Annotated in this window: 21 protein-coding genes; 6 read left to right on the top strand and 15 right to left on the bottom strand. The window is 66.8% G+C overall.

The features are described from left to right. Positions 1-22: 22 nt before the first annotated feature. From rplW to rpsJ, 4 genes are read right to left on the bottom strand one after another with little or no spacing between them, the layout of a single operon-like run. Positions 23-328, bottom strand: coding sequence for a 50S ribosomal protein L23 (rplW, locus tag CQY20_RS16965; protein WP_097941248.1), 306 nt, complete (start codon positions 326-328; stop codon positions 23-25). Further along, positions 328-996 (bottom strand): 50S ribosomal protein L4, encoded by a 669-nt coding sequence (rplD, locus tag CQY20_RS16960; RefSeq protein WP_097941247.1) that lies wholly within the window; start codon positions 994-996, stop codon positions 328-330. The genes rplW and rplD overlap by 1 nt, the downstream gene beginning before the upstream one ends. Then, positions 996-1,646, bottom strand: a complete 651-nt coding sequence (rplC, locus tag CQY20_RS16955) for a 50S ribosomal protein L3 (RefSeq protein ID WP_097941246.1) — start codon at positions 1,644-1,646, stop codon at positions 996-998. Before rplC ends, rplD begins: the two co-directional genes overlap by 1 nt. A gap of 26 nt (positions 1,647-1,672) precedes the next feature. Beyond that, the gene (gene rpsJ, locus CQY20_RS16950) at positions 1,673-1,978 is read right to left on the bottom strand and encodes a 30S ribosomal protein S10 (protein ID WP_003883485.1); all 306 of its coding nucleotides are present in this window, start codon (positions 1,976-1,978) and stop codon (positions 1,673-1,675) included. A 410-nt stretch (positions 1,979-2,388) separates the two neighbouring features. Between rpsJ and CQY20_RS16945 the strand changes: the two genes are divergently transcribed. Beyond that, positions 2,389-2,877, top strand: coding sequence for a hotdog fold domain-containing protein (locus tag CQY20_RS16945; RefSeq protein ID WP_097941245.1), 489 nt, complete (start codon positions 2,389-2,391; stop codon positions 2,875-2,877). Here CQY20_RS16945 and CQY20_RS16940 read toward each other — a convergent pair. Then, positions 2,865-3,218, bottom strand: a complete 354-nt coding sequence (locus CQY20_RS16940; protein WP_097941244.1) for a nuclear transport factor 2 family protein — start codon at positions 3,216-3,218, stop codon at positions 2,865-2,867. The two genes, CQY20_RS16945 and CQY20_RS16940, sit on opposite strands and share 13 nt — an antisense overlap. 40 nt (positions 3,219-3,258) lie before the next feature. Beyond that, the gene (locus tag CQY20_RS16935) at positions 3,259-4,920 is read right to left on the bottom strand and encodes a carboxylesterase/lipase family protein (RefSeq protein ID WP_371871021.1); all 1,662 of its coding nucleotides are present in this window, start codon (positions 4,918-4,920) and stop codon (positions 3,259-3,261) included. Positions 4,921-5,036: 116 nt separating this feature from the next. Here CQY20_RS16935 and CQY20_RS16930 point away from each other — a divergent pair, with 116 nt between their 5' ends. Beyond that, positions 5,037-6,287 (top strand): cytochrome P450, encoded by a 1,251-nt coding sequence (locus tag CQY20_RS16930; protein ID WP_097941243.1) that lies wholly within the window; start codon positions 5,037-5,039, stop codon positions 6,285-6,287. Here the strand turns inward: CQY20_RS16930 and CQY20_RS16925 are convergent. Beyond that, positions 6,253-6,912 (bottom strand): TetR/AcrR family transcriptional regulator, encoded by a 660-nt coding sequence (locus CQY20_RS16925; RefSeq protein ID WP_097941242.1) that lies wholly within the window; start codon positions 6,910-6,912, stop codon positions 6,253-6,255. The two genes, CQY20_RS16930 and CQY20_RS16925, sit on opposite strands and share 35 nt — an antisense overlap. A gap of 94 nt (positions 6,913-7,006) precedes the next feature. Between CQY20_RS16925 and CQY20_RS16920 the strand changes: the two genes are divergently transcribed. Continuing rightward, positions 7,007-8,716 carry an MFS transporter gene (locus CQY20_RS16920; RefSeq protein WP_097941241.1) on the top strand — a complete coding sequence of 570 codons (1,710 nt, stop codon included), beginning with the start codon at positions 7,007-7,009 and terminating at the stop codon, positions 8,714-8,716. Here CQY20_RS16920 and mftG read toward each other — a convergent pair. From mftG to mftA, 7 genes are all read right to left on the bottom strand, one after another. Then, positions 8,612-10,066 carry a mycofactocin dehydrogenase MftG gene (gene mftG / locus CQY20_RS16915; RefSeq protein ID WP_097941240.1) on the bottom strand — a complete coding sequence of 485 codons (1,455 nt, stop codon included), beginning with the start codon at positions 10,064-10,066 and terminating at the stop codon, positions 8,612-8,614. The genes CQY20_RS16920 and mftG overlap by 105 nt on opposite strands. A 9-nt stretch (positions 10,067-10,075) precedes the next feature. Next, complete coding sequence (gene mftF / locus CQY20_RS16910) at positions 10,076-11,488, bottom strand: mycofactocin biosynthesis glycosyltransferase MftF (protein WP_097941239.1); 1,413 nt, start codon at positions 11,486-11,488, stop codon at positions 10,076-10,078. Further along, on the bottom strand, positions 11,485-12,231 hold the full coding sequence (mftE, locus tag CQY20_RS16905; RefSeq protein WP_097941238.1) for a mycofactocin biosynthesis peptidyl-dipeptidase MftE: 747 nt from the start codon (positions 12,229-12,231) through the stop codon (positions 11,485-11,487). Before mftE ends, mftF begins: the two co-directional genes overlap by 4 nt. A gap of 158 nt (positions 12,232-12,389) precedes the next feature. Beyond that, on the bottom strand, positions 12,390-13,586 hold the full coding sequence (mftD, locus tag CQY20_RS16900; RefSeq protein ID WP_097941237.1) for a pre-mycofactocin synthase MftD: 1,197 nt from the start codon (positions 13,584-13,586) through the stop codon (positions 12,390-12,392). 3 nt (positions 13,587-13,589) lie between these two features. Then, positions 13,590-14,795, bottom strand: a complete 1,206-nt coding sequence (mftC, locus tag CQY20_RS16895) for a mycofactocin radical SAM maturase (RefSeq protein ID WP_097941236.1) — start codon at positions 14,793-14,795, stop codon at positions 13,590-13,592. Next, positions 14,792-15,085, bottom strand: a complete 294-nt coding sequence (mftB, locus tag CQY20_RS16890) for a mycofactocin biosynthesis chaperone MftB (protein ID WP_097941235.1) — start codon at positions 15,083-15,085, stop codon at positions 14,792-14,794. Before mftB ends, mftC begins: the two co-directional genes overlap by 4 nt. Positions 15,086-15,096: 11 nt before the next feature. Beyond that, a complete protein-coding gene (gene mftA, locus CQY20_RS16885; RefSeq protein ID WP_097941234.1) occupies positions 15,097-15,192 on the bottom strand; it encodes a mycofactocin precursor MftA in 96 nt (31 codons plus the stop codon). Between the two features lie 86 nt (positions 15,193-15,278). Here mftA and mftR point away from each other — a divergent pair, with 86 nt between their 5' ends. From mftR to CQY20_RS16870, 3 genes are all read left to right on the top strand, one after another. Next, on the top strand, positions 15,279-15,893 hold the full coding sequence (gene mftR, locus CQY20_RS16880; RefSeq protein ID WP_097941298.1) for a mycofactocin system transcriptional regulator MftR: 615 nt from the start codon (positions 15,279-15,281) through the stop codon (positions 15,891-15,893). A gap of 86 nt (positions 15,894-15,979) precedes the next feature. Then, entirely contained in the window at positions 15,980-16,504 is a 525-nt protein-coding gene (locus CQY20_RS16875; RefSeq protein ID WP_097941233.1) for an RNA polymerase sigma factor, read from the top strand. After that, entirely contained in the window at positions 16,501-17,793 is a 1,293-nt protein-coding gene (locus CQY20_RS16870) for a VOC family protein (RefSeq protein WP_097941232.1), read from the top strand. The genes CQY20_RS16875 and CQY20_RS16870 overlap by 4 nt, the downstream gene beginning before the upstream one ends. Positions 17,794-17,846: 53 nt before the next feature. Here the strand turns inward: CQY20_RS16870 and CQY20_RS16865 are convergent, their stop codons facing one another. Next, positions 17,847-19,028: an NAD(P)/FAD-dependent oxidoreductase gene (locus tag CQY20_RS16865; RefSeq protein ID WP_097941231.1), complete on the bottom strand. Its 1,182-nt coding sequence runs from the start codon at positions 19,026-19,028 to the stop codon at positions 17,847-17,849. Positions 19,029-19,158: the final 130 nt, after the last annotated feature.

Here is a 19,158-nt window from a genome sequence, read left to right as displayed (position 1 = left end):
GGTTGTCTCTCAGCTTCTCTCGCTAGGACGGTTGCTGACCGAACAGGTCGATCGGCTTGCTGCCCTCGGCCAGCGTGACGATGGCGCGCTTGGTGCTCTTGCGCCTGCCGTATCCAGCGCGGGTGCGCTTGCGCTTGCCTTGGCGGTTGGCGGTGTTCACGGACGCGACCTTGACCTTGAAGATCTTCTCAACGGCGATCTTGATCTGGGTCTTGTTCGAGTCGGGGTGAACGATGAACGTGTAGACGTTGTCCTCGATCAGCCCATAGGACTTTTCGGAGATGACCGGCGACAAGATGATGTCGCGCGGATCGGTGACGGTCGCCATCAGGCCGTGACCTCCGCATCGTTTTCTTCGGGGCTTCGGGTGGCCGCACTGATGAAGGAGTTCAACGCCTCGACGCTGAACACCACGTCGTCGGCGTGCAGCACGTCGTAGGTGTTGAGCTGGTCCGGCGCGATCACATGCACGTTGCTCAGATTCCGGACGCTCTTGACGCCGGTCTCGTCGCTGCGGCCGATGACGACCAGCACCTGCTTGCCCTCAACGAGCGAGCCGAGGAAAGCCTTGGCGCTCTTGGTCGACGGTGTCTGACCCTCCACCAGTTCGGTGACCGCATGGATGCGACCGTTGCGGGCGCGATCGGACAGTGCGCCGCGCAACGCCGCGCGGATCATCTTCTTCGGGGTCCGCTCGCTGTAGTCGCGCGGCTTCGGGCCGTGCACGGTGCCACCACCGGTGTACTGGGGCGCACGCGTCGAACCCTGGCGGGCGCGACCGGTGCCCTTCTGCCGGTACGGTTTCCGGCCGCCGCCGCGCACCTCGCCGCGGGTCTTCGTCGCGTGAGTGCCCTGACGGGCCGCCGCGAGCTGCGCCGTGACCACCTGGTGCATCAGCGGGATGTTCGGCTCGACGTCGAACAACTCGGCGGGCAACTCGACGGAGCCGTCCGTCTTGCCTGCCGGCGTGTGAACGTCAATTTTCTTGTTCGCCATTACTTTTCGCCTCGCTTGATCGCGCTCCGGACCATGACCAGGCCGCCGGTGCGCCCGGGGATGGCGCCCTTGATCAGCAGCACGCCGTTCTCCGCGTCGACCTTGTGCACCAGCAGGTTCTGCGTGGTGACCCGGTTGTTGCCCATCCGGCCCGACATGCGGGTGCCCTTGAAGACACGGCCCGGGGTGGCGCAGCCGCCGATGGAACCGGGCCGGCGGTGCACGGCCTGGGCGCCGTGGCTGGCGCCTTGCCCGCGGAACCCGTGGCGCTTCATGGTGCCCGCGAAGCCCTTGCCCTTGGAGGTGCCGGTCACGTCGACGTAGGTGCCGTCGGTGAAGATGTCGGCGGTCAGCTCCTGGCCGACCTCGTACTCGGCGGCGGCCTCATCGTCGAGGCGCAGCTCGGCGAGATGCCTGCGCGGGTTGACGCCCGCGGCGTTGTACTGCCCAGCCAGCGGCTTGTTCACCTTGCGCGGGCTGATCTCGCCGTAGGCCAACTGGATGGCGCTATAGCCGTCGCGCTCCGGCGTGCGGATGCGCGTCACGACGTTCGGGCCGGCCTTGACGACCGTCACCGGCACGACCCTGTTGTTCTCGTCGAACACCTGCGTCATGCCCAGTTTGGTGCCCAGAATGCCTTTTCTAGCCATTGTTCGGGTTGCTCCTACTGGGATGTCTACTGAATGTTGACGTCGACGCTGGCCGGCAGATCGATGCGCATCAGCGCGTCAACGGTCTTCGGCGTCGGGTCGAGGATGTCGATCAGCCGCTTGTGCGTGCGCATCTCGAAGTGCTCCCGCGAGTCCTTGTACTTATGCGGGGACCGGATAACGCAGTACACGTTCTTCTCGGTCGGCAGCGGCACGGGGCCCACGACGCTGGCGCCGGTACGGGTGACCGTTTCGACGATCTTGCGTGCCGAGGCGTCAATCGCCTCGTGGTCGTAGGCCTTGAGCCTGATGCGGATCTTTTGTCCCGCCACGCTTCTCCTACCTCGCTCCTGCTTCGTACATCGGCCGGCCCGTGCCCGGACCTGGTCACTGCGCTGGTCAGCGCTGGTGTTGCCGCCGCTGTTTACCTGTCTATGTGCACCGGCCCCCGCGGTCGGGTGTGTCGCCCGCACGCACACTTCGCATCGACGGAAATCCGCCATTGTCGAAGTTGGCACCGGATGCGCCCCTGTGGGCGCCGGTCGTGTGCCCGGCCAGGCGCGATTACCCGGCTCAGAGCAACCCGACCAGTATGCCCTAAATCGCGTGCTGCTCCAAATCCCCGCCCCCTCGACGCCCAAACCGACAAATGGGCGCAAAAGTGCGAGTAGATCGCACCAAAAGGTCGATCTCGGCGCAAGCCGAGGGGCCCTTTTCTTACTCCAGAGTAAGGTAGCCCGGCATGACAGCCCCGACCACTACGTATCGGATGTGGGAACGGCTCGCCCGAGTGCCCGGTGGCACCCGCCTGTTCTCGGCGGCGGCGATGGCCCGGGTGCCCTATTTCACCTCGATCCTCCCGCACGTCGTCCACATGGAGCCCGGCCTGGCTGAGGTCAGGGTGCCGAAGTGGTTCTTCGTCTACAACCATCTGCACACCGTGCACGCGATCGCGTCGTGCAACGCCGCGGAGATGGCGATGGGCATGTTGATGGAGGCGACCGTGCCGACCAGCCACCGCTGGATTCCCAAGGCGATGACGGTGCAGTACCTGCAGAAGGCCACCACCTCATTGCGCGCGCAGGCACGCCTCGACCCGCCGGATTTCTCGACGATCACCGACGGCGTCGACGTGGTGATCCCGGTCAGCGTCACCGACAGATCGGGCACCGAGGTGGTGCACGCCGACATCACCTGCTGGGTGACGGCGAAGCCCGACTACGTCAAGTAGGTGCCGTGGCCTTCGACCACCACATCCCCGTCGAAGGTCAGCACTTCGTTGACCAGTTCGCCGCGGTGGTTGCGGTAGTTGATCGCCAGCGTCGAGCACCCCTGGTACACCCCGACGACCTCGAAGCGCAGATCCGGCAGCGTCTTCAACGCGGTGTTCCAGTAGTGCCGCAGCGCGACCTTGCCCCGCACCACGCCCGCCGACTCCGGCAGTACCCGCGCGGCCACCGGCGAGGTGAACACGACGTCGTCGTGGAAGTGGGCGAGCACAGCCTCGATGTCATGGGCATTCCACGCTCGCACCCATTCGTTGGCGAACCGTTGCGGATCCGGAGTCGGCATGACGCCAGCCTATGTCGCCCCCCTGCGGCCCAAAACGGCCCTATGCGGGCAGGTTCGCCCAGAACTTGCAGTTGTGGGTGTCGTCGAACGTTCTGACGATGCGACTGCCGCCCGGTCCCAGCGACATCCACGGCTGCGCGTCGACGTCGGTGCCGAGCGCAGGCCAGTCCGGATTGCCCGCGGCCTGAGGGGATCCCTTGACGATGAACTGACTCCAGTAGTCGATCATCTGGTCGGACAGCGCCTGCTGCTCACGGTCGAGCGGATCGGCGCCGCCGACCTCGAACAGGAAGCGCAACTCCAGCGAGTGGCTCGCTCCAACCGGAAAAGGCAAGTTGCGCATGGCTTCTGGTGCAGGCGCGTCGCGGTCGTTGAACTCGTAGGCGTATACCGGTCCGACACGAGCGAGGTCGTCGCTCATTCTCTCGGCGACGCAGGAGAACACCCCGTCGGTAACCGCCGCCGAATATGCCGACGCGGTGCTGCCCCCGAAGTCGCTGAGCGGATACCGCTGCTCGACCGCGGCGGCGTTGGCCCCGAAGGTGTCCCGCAGCAGCTCGGGGTAGTGCTCGGGCGTATACGACACGCCCAACCGAAGATATTGCAGCGCAACGAAAAGCGTGAACTCGTCGCGGTTGGTCCCGATCAACACCGGCACCCGGGCGGCGTCGTTGTTGGCGATCGCGGTCACCGGATCCACTGGCAGCACCGCGGATTTCGACACCGGCCCCGGCAACGCGTCCTCACCGATGTTGTAGAAGGTCACGGGTTTTCGCAGCTTGTCGACCGGTAGCGAGCGCAGGCAGTCCGCCGCGGTTTTCGGATCCGGGCACCCGGCCTGGGCCGCGTAGTCGATGCTCTTGCGCTCGGCGGTCGGCAGGTCGGCCTGCGCCCCGCACGGTGCGCTCTGGATGATCGCCGCCCGGAACAGCCCCTTCGAGCCCGGCGCCACCAGGTGATCGCACACCGACATGCCGCCTGCGGATTCGCCCGCAACGGTGACGCGGTCGGGGTCGCCGCCGAAGTTCGCGATGTTGTCGCGCACCCAACGCAGGGCCGCCTGCTGGTCCAGCAGCCCATAATTGCCGACGGCGCCGGGCGGCCCCAGCGCCGGATGCGCCAGGAACCCGAGCGTTCCGAGGCGGTAGTTGATGGTGACGACGACGATGTCGCCGCGCGTGACGAGCCACCTGGCGTCGTACATCTTGCCGCTGCCACCCGTGAACGAGCCGCCGTGGATCCACACCATCACCGGCCGCGGCGATCCAGTCAGCGCCGGTGTCCAGACGTTGAGGTTGAGGCAGTCCTCGTCGCTCTGCCTGCCGAACTCCGGGTCGGCGCCCGGATCCTGGATGCACCGCGGGCCGGGCTCGGTCGCGTCGCGCACACCTGCCCACGGCGTCGGCGGCCTCGGCGGGCGGAACCGCAGCGAGCCGACAGGCGGTGCGGCATAAGGGATGCCGGTGAACAACCGGTGATCGGACTCCACCACCCCGCGCACCATGCCCGCCTCCGTACGCACCAGCGACGTGTCGGTCTGCGGGTGCGGCGTCGGGGGGATGACGGGTGAGGGCGGCTGCAGGATGTCCGGTAGGACGGCCCGCGTCGAGGGCCCGAGGACACGGCCGAGCGCGACGATCAGGACCGTCGCCAACACGACGATCAGGACCACTCGCAGGCTTCGAGCCGTCCCGGGCAGCACGGAATCCGAGCCTACGCAGCGATTGGGCCAACACCCTGCATCCCGGCCGCACCGATCGATTAGACTCTAAACTTGACACCCGTCAAGTTCTGCGCCGCAGCACGCCAGGAGGCTCGATGAGCACGCCAACCATGGACGAAGCCGCCAAGGTCCTCGCCGATCCCAGCGCCTACGCCGACGACGAGCGCCTGCACGCGGCGCTCACCCATCTGCGGGCGAACAATCCGGTGGCGTGGGTCGACAATCCGCCGTACCGGCCGTTCTGGGCGATCACCAAGCACGCCGACATCATGGCCATCGAGCGCGCCAACGACCTGTTCCTGTCCGAGCCGCGTCCCCTGCTGGCCGCCGCGGAGGTTGACGACGCATTGAAGGCCCAGATGGAGGCCGGCATGGGTCTTCGCACGCTCATCCACATGGACGACCCGCACCATCGCAAAGTTCGGGCCATCGGCGCGGACTGGTTCCGGCCAAAGGCCATGCGCGCCCTGAAGGTTCGGGTGGACGAGTTGGCCAAGCGCTACGTCGACAAGATGCGCGACATCGGCCCCGAATGCGACTTCGTCGAGGAGATCGCGGTCAACTTCCCGCTGTATGTGATCCTTTCGCTGCTCGGCCTGCCCGAGGACGACTTCCCGCGGATGATGAAGCTGACGCAGGAGATGTTCGGCGGCCAAGATGCCGAACACCAGCGCGGTGACTCCCCCGAGGATCTGCTCGCTGTCCTCACCGACTTCTTCAACTACTTCTCGGCATTGACGGCCTCGCGCCGCGCCAACCCGACAGAGGATCTGGCGTCGGCGATCGCCAACGGACGCATCGACGGCGAGCTGATGTCCGACGTGGACACGCTGTCGTACTACGTCATCGTGGCCAGCGCGGGTCACGACACCACCAAGGACGCGATCTCCGGCGGACTACATGCGCTGATCGAGAATCCCGGCGAGCTGAAGCGGCTGCAGGAGAACATGAACCTGATGCCGACGGCGGTCGAGGAGATGATTCGCTGGGCGACCCCGGTCAAAGAGTTCATGCGCACCGCCGCGGAGGACACCGAGGTGCGCGGTGTGCGCATCGCCAAGGGCGAATCCGTCTATCTCGCTTATGTTTCGGGCAACCGCGACGAAGAGATCTTCGACGACCCGTTCCGGTTCGACGTCGGACGCGACCCGAACAAGCACCTGTCCTTCGGCTACGGCGTGCACTTCTGCTTGGGCGCCGCACTCGCCCGCATGGAGATGAACAGCTTCTTCACCGAGTTGCTGCCGCGCCTGGAATCCATTGAGCTGGCTGGAAAACCGGAGCTTTCGGCGACGACCTTCGTCGGCGGTCTCAAGCACCTGCCGATTCGCTACTCGGTGCGCTGACTTCGCGGGTCTTCTTCCGGTGGGTGGCTAAGAATCCGTCCACGGCGGCGACGGCGATCCTGCGGTAATCGAAATCGGGCAGGGTCGACAGCTTCCCCAGCGCGATGGGGCCGAGCAGCAGCGCGGCCGCCTCGGCGCGGTCGACGTCGCCGAGTTCGGCCGCCGCCTGCGGACTGCTCAGAATCGCGTCGAACGGCGCCGCATACTGCTCGGCGACCCGCTCCCGCAGCGTGCACACCTCGGGGCTGTCGGGCGAGCCGCGATGCGGGGCCCCCGGCAACCGATCGAGGTCCCCGCCGAGGCTGAGCCACGACATCGCCGTCAGCGTGCCCGGCGCCTCGGCGATCATTTCGGCCTGCGCCTGCACCAGTGCGATCAGGCGGTCCCGCAGCGAACCTTCGGCAGGCGGCGTCGGTACCGGAGGTATCAAGGCGTGAAAAGCGGCTGCCAGCAAATCATTTCCGCTCGGGAAGTGGCGATAGAGCGTGGCGCGAGCTACGTTGGCGGCGCGGGTGACCGCATCGACGGTCACGGCGCTCGGCCCGCCTGAGCGCAGCAGTGCGGTGGCCGCATCCAGGAGCCGCGCCCGCGATCGTGCTGGTCGCGGGTCAGTACGCCCGGTCATCGTTTACGTCACCTCCCAAGTGGGAACAAGACTATAAGTCTCTGTCCGAGACTGTTAGTCTCAGAGATTATCCGCCGAAAGAGAGCGACGACAGATGGCCGACACCCTCGTCCGGTCCGAACAGGATATCGACGCCAACCTCGTCACCCTTTCGAAGTTCGGGCGCTTCTGGTTGCTGACCGTCGCCGCGGTCGATGTGCTGTTGGTGATCGCGTCGATGGTGGCGCTCAACGCTGCGCTGCCCGACATTGCGCTCGAGACGGCGGCCACCCAGACCCAACTGACCTGGGTGGTCGACGGGTACACATTGGTGTTGGCGTGTCTGCTGTTGCCTGCGGGCGCCCTCGGTGACCGCTATGGACGACGGGGCGCGTTGTTGCTCGGCCTCGCGATCTTCGCCGTCGCCTCGCTTGCCCCGACGATCTTCGACAGCCCGACGCAGATCATCGTCGCGCGCGCGGTCGCAGGCGTCGGCGCGGCGTTCATCATGCCGGCCACGCTGTCGTTGTTGACATCGGCGTTTCCGAAAAGCGAACGCAACAAGGCGGTCGGGATCTGGGCAGGCGTCGCGAGTTCGGGCGCGGTCGTCGGTTTCATGGGAACCGGCCTGCTGCTGCACTTCTTCCCGTGGCAGTCGATCTTCTACGGCTTCGCCGCGGCCGGAGTTCTCATGTTCGCTTGCACGCTGACGATCCGGTCGGCGCGCGACGAAACCGCAACTCCGGTGGATTGGGTCGGCGCGGTGCTGAGCGGCGCAGCGGTCGCAGTGTTCGTGTTCGGCGTCCTTGAAGCCCCGCCGCGCGGGTGGACCCATCCCGTCGTCTGGGGGTGCATGTTGGCGGGTGTGGTGTTGGCGGGCGTTTTCGCCGCAGTCGAATTGCGCCGCCCGCATCCTCTGCTGGACGTACGGCTGTTCGCCAAACCGGATTTCGCGACCGGCTCGCTCGGCATCACCTTCCTGTTCTTCGCCAACTTCGGCTTCTTCTTGGTCATCATGCAGTACATGCAGCTGGTCCTCGGCTACAGCGCGTTGACGACCGGTCTGGCGTTGACCCCGTTGGCGGTTCCCGTGATGGCGCTGGGCGCCACCATGCATCTGTATCTTCCGAAGATTGGTCTGCGGGTGGCGGTTTCGAGCGGCTTGGGGTTCATCGCCGCCGGGCTTTACTGGATGAGCTTCCTCGAGGCGGACACCTCGTATGTGACCATGGTCGCGCCGTTCCTCACCATCGCCGTCGGCATCGGATTGTGTGTGGCGCCGACGACTTCGGCGATCATGAATGCGGTGCCCACCGAAAAGCAGGGCGTCGCTTCGGCTGTCAACGACACCACCCGTGAAGTCGGGGCGGCGATCGGGATCGCGGTGGCCGGGTCGGTGCTGGCGGCTCAGTACAGCAGCGCCCTGAGCCCCGGTCTGGTCGGATTGCCCGAGCAGGTCCGCGGTCCTGCACTGGATTCGATCGCCAATGCGCTCGAGGTGGCCGAACAGATGGGACCGCAGGGTGCCGAGCTGTTCCGGCTGGCCGAGTCGGCGTTCCTCGACGCGATGGAGCTGTCGGTTGTCGTGTTGGCCGTCGTGCTGGCGATCGCGGCCGTCGTCGTGGCGTTCGTGGCGCCCGGTCGCGACGGCACTCAGCCGCGCGTGACGCGCGGAGTGCTAAGCCGTTTCGGCAAGTCCGGCAGCCCGGCGGCGTCGGCGCTAGGCGACGACGAAGTCGGCGGCGCGGTGGCCGAGCATGACGATGGTCGCGTGCGGGCCGCGGCCGGTGACGGTGGGCAGGACGGATCCGTCGATCACCCATAGCCCGTCGACGCCGCGCACGGCGCAGCGCTCGTCGACAACGGCGTCGGCATCGCCGTCGCTTCCCATCGGCGCCGAGCCACACAGATGCTGCGACGTGGACCACGTTGCTCGGCCGACTGTCGTTGTGGTCGAGGCGAGTTCGCGGGCCAGCTCCGCGCCTGCGCTCAACGCGGCCACATCGTGAGGGTCTGTGTCGTATCGCTGCTCGATGACGGGCGCGGCGTCGGGATCGGTGGACACAACCCTCAATCTGCCCCGTGATCGAGGGTGCATGAGCGCGACGCCGATATGCGGTCGGTCAGCGGGATCGGGAGCGGCGCCGTCGACCATCGCGCCGAATCCCCGCGTATACGGACGAATCTCAAGACCGTTCGGCGTGGTGAGGATCGCCTCCACCGGCGGCAGGTCGTGAGTGGGCGTCCACCCGACCGGCACCACCCATTCGGGATGATCACTCGTCCTTGCGCCTACGGGAAGTTCGACTGACACGGGGATGCCCGCTGCGGTGAGCACATCTTCGGGACCGATGCCCGACAGCATCAGCAATTGCGCTGATCCTATTGCGCCAGCGCACAATACAACGCGATCAGCGGCCAAGAGGAGGTGGCCGTCGGTGCCGCCGCATTCGACGCCCGTCGCGCGACCGCCGTCGATTCGGATTCGGATGACCCGTGTATCGGCCACGAGTGTCAGGTTCGGACGGTCGAGGGCCGGCTGGAGGAAGGCTCCACCTGGGCCAATTCTGATGCCGCCGTTGATGTTCAGCGGGACGGCACCGATGCCGTGTTCCGGCGGCTTCCCCGGCTCCGCACCGTTCAGATCGGCAACCCATGGATAGCCCATCTCGGTGGCGGCGTCGACGAAACTTGCTGTGCACCCGTCGAATTCGGATACCCGGCGCACGAGTATCGGTCCCGCTGAACCGTGTAGCGGTCCGTCGAAGTCCAGATCGCTCTCGATCGCCAGAAAGTGTGGCAGCACATCATCCCACGACCAGCCCGGCAGTGACCACCTCTCGAAATCCTCGGGCAGCGCGCGGCAGAAGTAGCCGCCGTTGACCGCGCCCGAACCGCCGACCACCGCGCCACGCATGACGTGCCCGTGCCGTACCGGATGGTCCGTCAGCTTGGCCGTGTAGTGGCGCACGACCGAACTGGCCGCACCGATCGGCATCCTCACGGCGTTGGTGATCTGTGCCCTCACCCGCGGATCGGACGGTGCGGGTCCGGACTCGACGACCGTGACCCGGCAGGATTCGTCGCGGGAAAGACGCTCGGCTACAACGGATCCAGCGCTGCCTGCGCCGATGACGAGGACGTCGCTAAAAGCGCCGACAGCATCACCCTGCAATGTGGTGCTTCAGGTCCGGATCTGCGGTTTCAACGCGCCGACGTGCCGTTCCCGAATCACCCCGGTCCACAGCCCGGTGCCGTAGGCGATGTCGTCGAGGCGCTTGAGGAGCAGATAACTGACGAGGCCGACAGGCTTGGCGTCGTCGTCGGAGTTACCGCGCCGCCTCAGCCAGTCCACCAGGCCGTCCACGATCGCCGCGACCAGCACCACGTTTCTGCACCGGCGCGACAGCAGAGCGGCGATCAGAGCGATGGGCCAGTAGTGCCGACAGATGGCCGCGGCGAGTTGCAGCGCGCCTGACCACAGAGCGTGGGCCGCCACGACCGCGACTTCTTTCGGCTCGGTGTCGACGCTGTCGAGCGACTTTGCGATCCGCCGGCCGGTGATCGCGGCCACCAGCATCGACGCCAGGTAGCCGATCGCGGAGCCCATCGTGAGCAGGATCCACACCACCAGCGTCCATCCTGAGATGACCAGCGGTGCTGTCTTGCCGGGATGTCGCACGGATAGCGGCGCAGCCGATTCACCGTAAAATGCCCTGCGCGCGAACCATTCTCGTAGTTGTGTGCGATGTTCGTGGGCGACCATGGCGATGGGCTCGTAGCGCAACCGAGCTCCGGCTTCGACGAACCGCCAGCACAGGTCGACATCCTCGCCCGACTTCAGCGTTTCGTCGAAACCGCCCACCTCGTTCATCACGGAACGCCGGCAGATGATGGCGGCGCTCGGCACGTAGGAGACCGTGCCGTACGGCACCACGGGCGCCTCTCGCTGGCCGAGGTCCAGCGAGGACCGCACCGCCTCGTAGCGGGCGATCAGGCTGTCCGGCTGCGCCAGGTTCACGATGCGCGGAGCTACCAAAGCCACTGCAGGATCGCAGAAGTGACCGAGCAGCGCTTCCAGCCATCCGCGCCGGGGAACGACATCGGAGTCGAGGAACGCGACGAAGTCCGTCGTGCACACGGCCAAGCCGGTGTTGCGCGCTGCGGCCGGACCCCTGCTGTACGGGTGGCGCAGCACATGCACGTCGCAGTGCATGCCCTCGAAGTCCGCTTGCTGGATCGGGGTGACCGATCCGTCGTCGACCACGACGACGCGCAGGCCACGAAGCGCCGACACCAGTCGGTGCACGCCAGATGCGTTGTCCCGCACGGGTATTACGACGGTGACGTCACGATGAGATGGCCCGCTGGCTGGTCGCGGGTGCGCGACGGTGGCGTCGAGCAGGGTGCGGGCGACCTGCGCGCTGAGTGCATCGTGCACCTCGAGCCGGCCTCCATTGAGCATGGTCTGCGCTGCGGGCGCCAGCCGCAACAACCGGGTGGGCGACCCGCCGAGCAGCGCGGCGCCCTCGCCCAGCACCTTGACTCGGCGGTCGACTTGCACGGCGAAGCCATCCGGTAGGCGGGGCTGGCTCATATGAGCATCCCGTCCCGATCCGGCGTCCAACGCGTGATCCTGGCTAGGGTCGCGTCGACCATCTCGGCGAACAGTTGTGCCCCGTGGGCCGCCGTCGCGGTGGTGGGATCTCCGAGCACTCCGACGTCGCTCACCGCGGCCACCCCGCCCGTGCGCATGGCGGGCAGCAGGTCGGCGAGCGGTGCGCGATTGCCGGGCACACTCTCGTCGACACGCACGTCCTCAGGCGAAAGATAGAGTAATACAGACGTTTCCGTGTGCCCCGCGTGAGCGTCGGCGTTCTTCGTGGTGCACGAGCACCATGCGACGTCTCGTCCCTCGTACCGTAGCAGCGCGACCGCAGCCGCCAATGCCTCCATGTTCCCCCCGTGCCCGTTGATGAACACCAGCCGATGCGCCCAACTCGCCGCCGACCGCCCGAACTCCACCAACAACAGCCGTAGTGCCGACGTGCCGATCGACACAGTGCCGGGAAAGCTCTGGTGTTCGCCGCTGGCGCCGTAGCCGATCGGCGGTGCAAGCATCCATCGGTTCTCATGATCGGCTTCCGCGAGCCGTTCAGCAACCCCCCGAGCGACGGCACTGGCGATTCTGGTGTCGGTATCCAGCGGCAGGTGAGGTCCATGCTGTTCGGTGGAACCGACCGGGATAACCAACGCGGGTGACGTGCCGTGCAGCTGCCTCGAGGTTGAGTTCCCAAGCTCGCTGAGGAAAGCCACCCGCCGATGGTAGGACGAATTCACCTGCTGTGCGCCGGTTGTTGGCGCATGCGAGCAGAATGTTTTTCGGCCATTTGCTTCAGCGGGTGTCGGCTAACCCCGTCTGTCTCCCCTGCCACGCATGTCTCAGCGACGATTGGGCTGGTAGTGGTGTCGACGGCGCACGCGTCGGATTCGGACTGCTACTGGTCGCCACCCTCCGGTGGCACACCCAACGCTCGGGTGAACCCGGGCGGCACCACAACGTCGCCCGGCACGAGGTCGTGAACCGAGGCGCACCCGAGGCCCATCATCGCCGAGTCGATGCCGCTGCGGAGAATGTCGAGGACGTTCTCGACCCCCGCTTGCCCCTCGGCGGCCAGGCCCCAGAGATAGGCCCGGCCGATCATGACCGCCCGCGCGCCAAGCGCCAGCGCCTTGACGACGTCGCTGCCGCGCCGCACGCCGCCGTCCAGCAGGACCTCGATCTGGTCGCCGACGGCGTCGGCGATCGCGGGCAGCGCCCGGATCGACGCCGGCGTGCCGTCCAGGTTGTTACCGCCGTGATTGGACACCGAAATCGTCGAAACCCCTGCGTCCACAGCGCGTTTCGCGTCATCGACGCGCATCACGCCCTTGAGCATGAACGGTCCGTCCCACAGCTCGCGCAGCCACGCGATGTCCTCCCAGGTGGGCGGCGGGGTGGCCATCCACTCGCCGTAGGCGGCGAAGAACGGCGGGCCAGGCTCTCCCCGCGTGGCCTGGTTGGGCACGCGCAGGTCCGGCGGTCGCATGGTCTTGGCCCATTGCAGGAACCACCGGGGCCGGGTCAGACCCTCCGGCAGCATCCGCACCGTCGTGCGTAGATCCATGTGCTCGGGGATCTTGGGGCTGCCCCAGTCACGGCCGTGTGCGAAGCTCCAGTCGGTGGTGGCGATCAGCCCGACGGCGCCGGCCTCCCGGGCCCGTTCCACCCGGGCGGCGATCGCGTCGCGGCCACCGAGCCAGTACACCTGGAAAAAGGTCTTGGGGTTGGCGGCGACCACGTCTTCGATCGGCTTGCTCGCAAACGACGACAGCCCCATCGCAGTGCCCCGTGCGGCGGCCGCGCGGGCGACGGCGATCTCCCCATCGGGATGCACCGCCTGCACACCCGTCGGCGAAATCACCACAGGAAGCGAAATATCCTGCCCCATAACGGTTGTCGAAAGATCACGCTTCTCGATCGCGCCGATCACGTGCGGCGCGAAACCGAGCTCGCCGAACGCCTCGACATTGTCGGCGACGGTGATGCCCTTCTCGCTGGCGGCCAGCAGGGAACTGTAGACCGACTTCGGCAGCCGCTTCTTCGCCCGCTGCTGGGCGAACGCCACCGTTTCGAACCATGTGTCGCGTGCCATGAGCTAGACCGGACTTTCGTTGCAGAGCCGCGCGGGTGGCTTCGTCAACAGTTTCAATGGGATCGGACCTTGCCTGGTTCCGCGTGAGTGGTCGACGCTGGGCTTCGGCTTGACTCTGTCCTTCTCGAGCGCCGAGATACCGTAGCCCTCAACGCATTCCGGATCGGGGCCATCCATGGGCAGGCCTGTGAAGAACTTGGCCGCCATGCAACCGCCGCGGCAGCTGTCGTAGTGGCCGCAGCTGCCGCAGGCGCCTGCCGATTGCGGCTCCCGCAGCTGCAGGAACAGCGGCGCGTTCTTCCAGATGTTGTCAAAGCCGCCGTCGGAGACGATGTTTCCGGCCAGGAACCGGTCGTGGATGGCGAACGGGCACGCGTAGACGTCCCCCACCGGATCGATGAGACAGACGACACGACCCGCACCGCAGAGGTTCAATCCGGCGAGCGCCCCCGGCGCTCCGAGTCCGGACAGATGGAAGAACGAGTCACCGGTCAGTACGCGATCACCGCGTTCGACGAGCCAGTCGTACAGCTGCACCTGCTGCTCGGGCGTCGGGTGCAGGTCGTCCCACACGTCGGCGCCGCGGCCCGACGGCCGCAACCGAGTGATCCGCAGCGTGGCGCCGTAACGCGCTGCCAGCGCAGCGAATTCGTCGAGTTGATCGACGTTGTGGCGGGTGACCACCACGGAGATCTTGGCGTCCTTGAAGCCGGCCGCGGCCAGGTTCTCCAGCGCGCGGGTTGCCATAGCGAACGAGCCATCGCCGCGCACCGCGTCGTTGATCTCGGCGGTGGCCCCGTCCAGCGAGATCTGCACGTCGACGTAATCGCTGGCTGCCAGCTTGGCGGCCACATCTGGTGTGATCCGAACTCCGTTGGTGGAGAACTTGACTCCGACGTGGTGGGCGGTCGCGTAGTCGACAAGCTCCCAGAAGTCCGGTCGCACAGTGGGTTCGCCACCGCCGATGTTGACGTAGAACACCTGCATGCGCTCGAGCTCGTCGATGATGTCCTTGCACTGCTCGGTGGTCAGCTCGCGCGGATCGCGCTTGCCCGACGACGAAAGGCAGTGCACGCACGCGAGATTGCAGGCGTACGTCAGCTCCCACGTCAAGCAGATCGGCGCGTCCAGGCCGCGCTCGAACTGTTCGACCAGCCGCGGCACCGGTTGCACTGGCGGTTGCACTGGTGACGAATCGGTTATCGTCATCGACTCTCTTCCGTTACGAGCATGTTCGACTGGGCCAACACGCCCAGCGCGTGCAGATACGGACCCTGGTGCGCGTCGTCGATCCCGGCCGCGCGGCAGGCAGACCGGACGTCGGGGTGGTCGCTCAGTGAATTGACCACCTCGACGATCGTCCGGTTCTTCAGGAACGACAGCTTGCGCGTGCCGAAGTGGTACAGCAGCGCGCCGAACGGCTCCGGCCGCACCGCCACCTGATGGTGTAGCCGCCAGCTGACGTCCGGGTCGAACGTCACGTCAGGTCCCTGTGTCATCCGAGGAGGGGTCAGTAGACCCCGCACATCCCGTCGATCGACACCTCTTCGACCAAGATCTCGGCGACCAGTTCCGTCTCCGTCTCCTGCTGCTGATTCGGCTCCATGGTTCCCACCTTTCTGGGTCTCGACATTTGTGATCGAGATCGCAAGAATATGGCATCGAGTGCCACAATGGAAGAGCGGGGTGGTGATGCGGCCGAATTCCGAGCATCGCGTGGGTCGGCGCCGGTCGACGACCCCCGATCACCTCAGCAATGTCGCTATCGACTTGTTCGCCGCCCGTGGCTTCGACGCGGTCAGCGTCGACGACGTGGCACATGCCGCCGGTATCGCCCGCCGGACCCTGTTTCGCTACTACCCGTCGAAGAACGCGCTGCCGTGGGGTGACTTCGATGCGCATCTCGAGCGCATGCGTCGGCAGTTGGACGACCTTGACCCGAGCGTGCCGATCAGGGACGCACTGCGCACAGCGCTTTTGGGGTTCAACAACTTTGACGAGGCCGAGACGGCTCGGCATCGGCAGCGGATGCGGGTCATTCTGCAGACCGCCGAACTGCAGGCCTACTCGATGACGATGTATGCCGGCTGGCGTGCGGTGGTCGCCGAATTCGTCGCGCGCCGGCTGGGCGCGAGGCCCGACGACCTGATCCCGCAGACCGTGGCCTGGACGATGCTGGGGGTCGCGCTGTCGGCCTATGAGCACTGGCTGGCCGACGAGTCCTCCCCCGGCGGTCCCCAGTCGCTGGCCAAGGCGCTGCGCGACGCGTTCGACACGATCGGCGACGGACTCGGCGCGCTGGGCTGAGGCCGGAATCGGGCCTCGGCGGGGCTTGCGAAAAAATTCCGCGATTGGGGCGTCGGAGTTCGGCCCGCTGCAGCGACGATAAGGGTGTGAGCGCCGAACCAGATCACGGTGACGCTCCGCGGGCGCTGTTGGCGCTGTACGACGAGGCATTGCCCGTGGTGTACGGCTACTTCGTCCGGCGCTGCGGTGATCGCGGGGCCGCCGAAGATTTGACGTCGGAAACGTTTCTGGCGGCAATGGATGCCGCGCGGAAAGACGATCCGCCGCCGATCACGGTGCCGTGGTTGATCGGGGTGGCGCGGCACAAGCTCGCCGATCACTACCGGCGTCGCTCCGACCGGTTCACCGTGCCCGTCGCCGATCCGCCCGAACCTTCGGATCCGGAAGACGACTGGGACGCCGAACTGGACCGGATCGTCGCCGAGAGCGTGCTGGCGAGGCTGCCCGAGCAGCACCGCACCGTGCTGGCCCTGCGCTACATGGACGACTGCAGTGTCCCTGAGTGCGCCGAGTTGATCGGACGCACGGTGCACGCCACAGAGGCACTGCTGGTGCGCGCACGCCGGGCGTTTCGCGCTCACTACCCCACACCGGAAGGAGGGAAGCCATGACGTCCAACGGGCACGATCCGTTGACCGTGCTGCATGGCGACGAGCTTCCGGTTCACCCTGATCCGGCGTTCGCTGCCCGACTGCGCGCGCGTCTGGAATCGGCGCTCTTCCTGCCGAACCGAACGAGAGGAGTCGACATGAGCGGCACCGACACCGCTATCGCCGAATTGAACGAGCCGATCGCCGACCGCGGCGCCTCGGTGCCGCCGCGGGCCGCCGCGCTGCCCTACCTGTCCGTTGCCAACGCCAGGGACGCCGTCGCGTGGTACCGAGAGGTGTTCGGCGCGACGCTCGTCGGCGAGATGTATGAAATGGACGACGGCCGCGTCGGACATGCCGAGCTGCAGATCGGCGACGGAGTGCTCTACCTGGCCGACGAGTATCCCGAGCTCGGCTTGAAAGCGCCTGAACCGCATGCAGTTTCGGTGAGCTTGATGTTGCATGTCAGCGACACCGACGCGACGCTGCAGGTGGCGCGCGAGCGGGGCGCGGTCGTGCAGCGCGAGCCCTACGAGAACTACGGCGCCCGCAACGCGGCCATCATCGACCCGTTCGGCCACCGCTGGATGCTCAGCGGCCCGGTCACCGGCGCGGCGCTGCCCATTCAGCACGGCGACATCGGCTACGTCTCGTTGTGGACGCCCGACGCCGACCGCGCCGCCGCGTTCTACGGCCACGTGCTGGGATGGACCTACGACCCGGCGACTCACGAAGTCACCAACACCGCTGAGCGCATCGGCATCTTCAGCGTCCCGGGCCCGCCGACCCTGTTCTGCTGTTACGCGGTCGACGACCTCGCCGCCGCGCGGCAGGCGATCGTCGCGGGCGGCGGCACCGTCGATCAGGTCGAGGAGTTCGAATTCGGCACTCTCAGCGGCGCCACCGATTCACTGGGACGCTCATTCGCCGTCTACCGTCCGAAGCCAGGTCAGCCGCGGCCTGCACTCAATGGCACTGGCCCAGGCGAGCTTTCGTACGTCACGTACGAGGTGACGGATTCGGCGGCGTTCAAGGCGTTCTACAGCCGCGTGCTGTTCTGGACGTTCGAGCCGGGCCGGATCGCCGACGGGTGGCAAATTCAGCAGACCCATCCGATGGCGGGGGTCGCGGGCAGCAGTGCCGCTTCGGTGACCGTCCCGATGTGGACCGTCGAGGACGTCGACGCCGCCGTCGCCCGGGTCCGCGAGGCGGGCGGGACCATCATCGAGGAGCCGTCGCAGCAGTCCTACGGCCGCTCGGCGCTGTGCGCCGACGACCAGGGCTCCCGCTTCTACCTCGGCTCCTTCTAGAGCGATTTCGGCGCGCTCACGTGCGCTCAGCGCCGCTTAGCGCGCCGAAATCGCTAAGGCGAGGGGAGGACGTCGGCGATCGGGGCGCCGTTGGCGATCTTGGAACGCACCTTCATGACCTTGCCCGGCATCCCGCCGCCGACGACGCCGGCCACCACGCCGTCGCGCTCGTAGAAGGCCAAAAACTTGCGGCCGTCGTCCTCCACCACGTGCACGGTGTCGTCGGCCTGCGGCTCGCCGAGGCACTGAATCTTCACGTCGTACTGGTCGCTCCAGAAGTACGGCACCGAGACCGACGGAGCTATCTCCCTGCCGAGCATCGCGGGCACCATCACCCGCGCCTGGTCGGCGACATTGCTCCAATGCTCCACGCGCACTTGGTGTCCCACGGGATGGCGCCACGACGCCACATCGCCGATAGCCCAGACATGCGGTGCGCTGGTGCGGCCGACGTCGTCGCACAGCACGCCGTTGTCCAGCTTGATGCCGCTGCCCTCGAGCCAGTCGGTGGCCGGCCTCGATCCGATGCCGACAACGACCAGGTCGGCGTCCAGCTCGGTGCCGTCGGTCAGCACCACCTTCTCGACGTCGTCGGTTCCCCGCACCTCCGCGACGCCGACGCCGCAGCGGACATCGACACCCTCGGCCTGATGCAGCCGGGTCACCAGCGCGCCGATCCGCTCGCCGAGCACCGTCGCCAGCGGCGTCGGCTGCGGCTCGACCAGCACCACGCTGACGCCCATACCGCGCAGGCTCGCGGCGACCTCACAACCGATGAAGCCCGCGCCGACGACGACCACCTGCCGCGCCGAGCCGGCCTGCTTGCGCAGCGCGATGCTCTCGTCGAGGGAGCGCAGCACCCGAATGCCCTTCAGCTTCGGAAACGACGGAATCGTCTTGGGCACAAGGCCCGTCGCGATGACCAGCTCGTCGTATGCAAGCTCGCTGCCGTCGGCGAGCGTGACCTTCTGGGTGGCGGTGTCGACCGAGCGCGCCCCGTTGCCGAGTCGCACCGTGATGTTGTTCTCCTCGTAGAACTCCGCAGGCTTGAGGGTGACGTTGTCGGTCTCTGCCCGCAGCACCTCCTTCGACAGCGGCGGACGGTCGTACGGCAGATGGTCTTCGTCGCTGACGATGGTGACGGCACCGGCGAACTCCGACCGCCGCAGCTGTTCGGCGGTCCTGGCGGCGGCCAACCCGCCTCCGACGATGACGATGCCCGCAGATGTGCTCACGTCGGGTTTTCTACACGATGGCGGCGGCGCGATGTGCGCCACCCTGCCGATCAGCTGATATAGATCGAGTTAGTCCTTCTCAAATGCCTCCGGAGGTGTCAGGAAGGGATCTGTAACTGATTCCTTTGGC

Origin of the sequence: Mycolicibacterium agri (assembly GCF_002553505.1) — a bacterium.
GTDB classification, from domain to species: Bacteria; Actinomycetota; Actinomycetes; order Mycobacteriales; family Mycobacteriaceae; genus Mycobacterium; species Mycobacterium agri.
The sequence above is the reverse complement of the archived record's forward strand: the minus strand, read 5'-3'. Positions and strand labels throughout refer to the sequence as shown.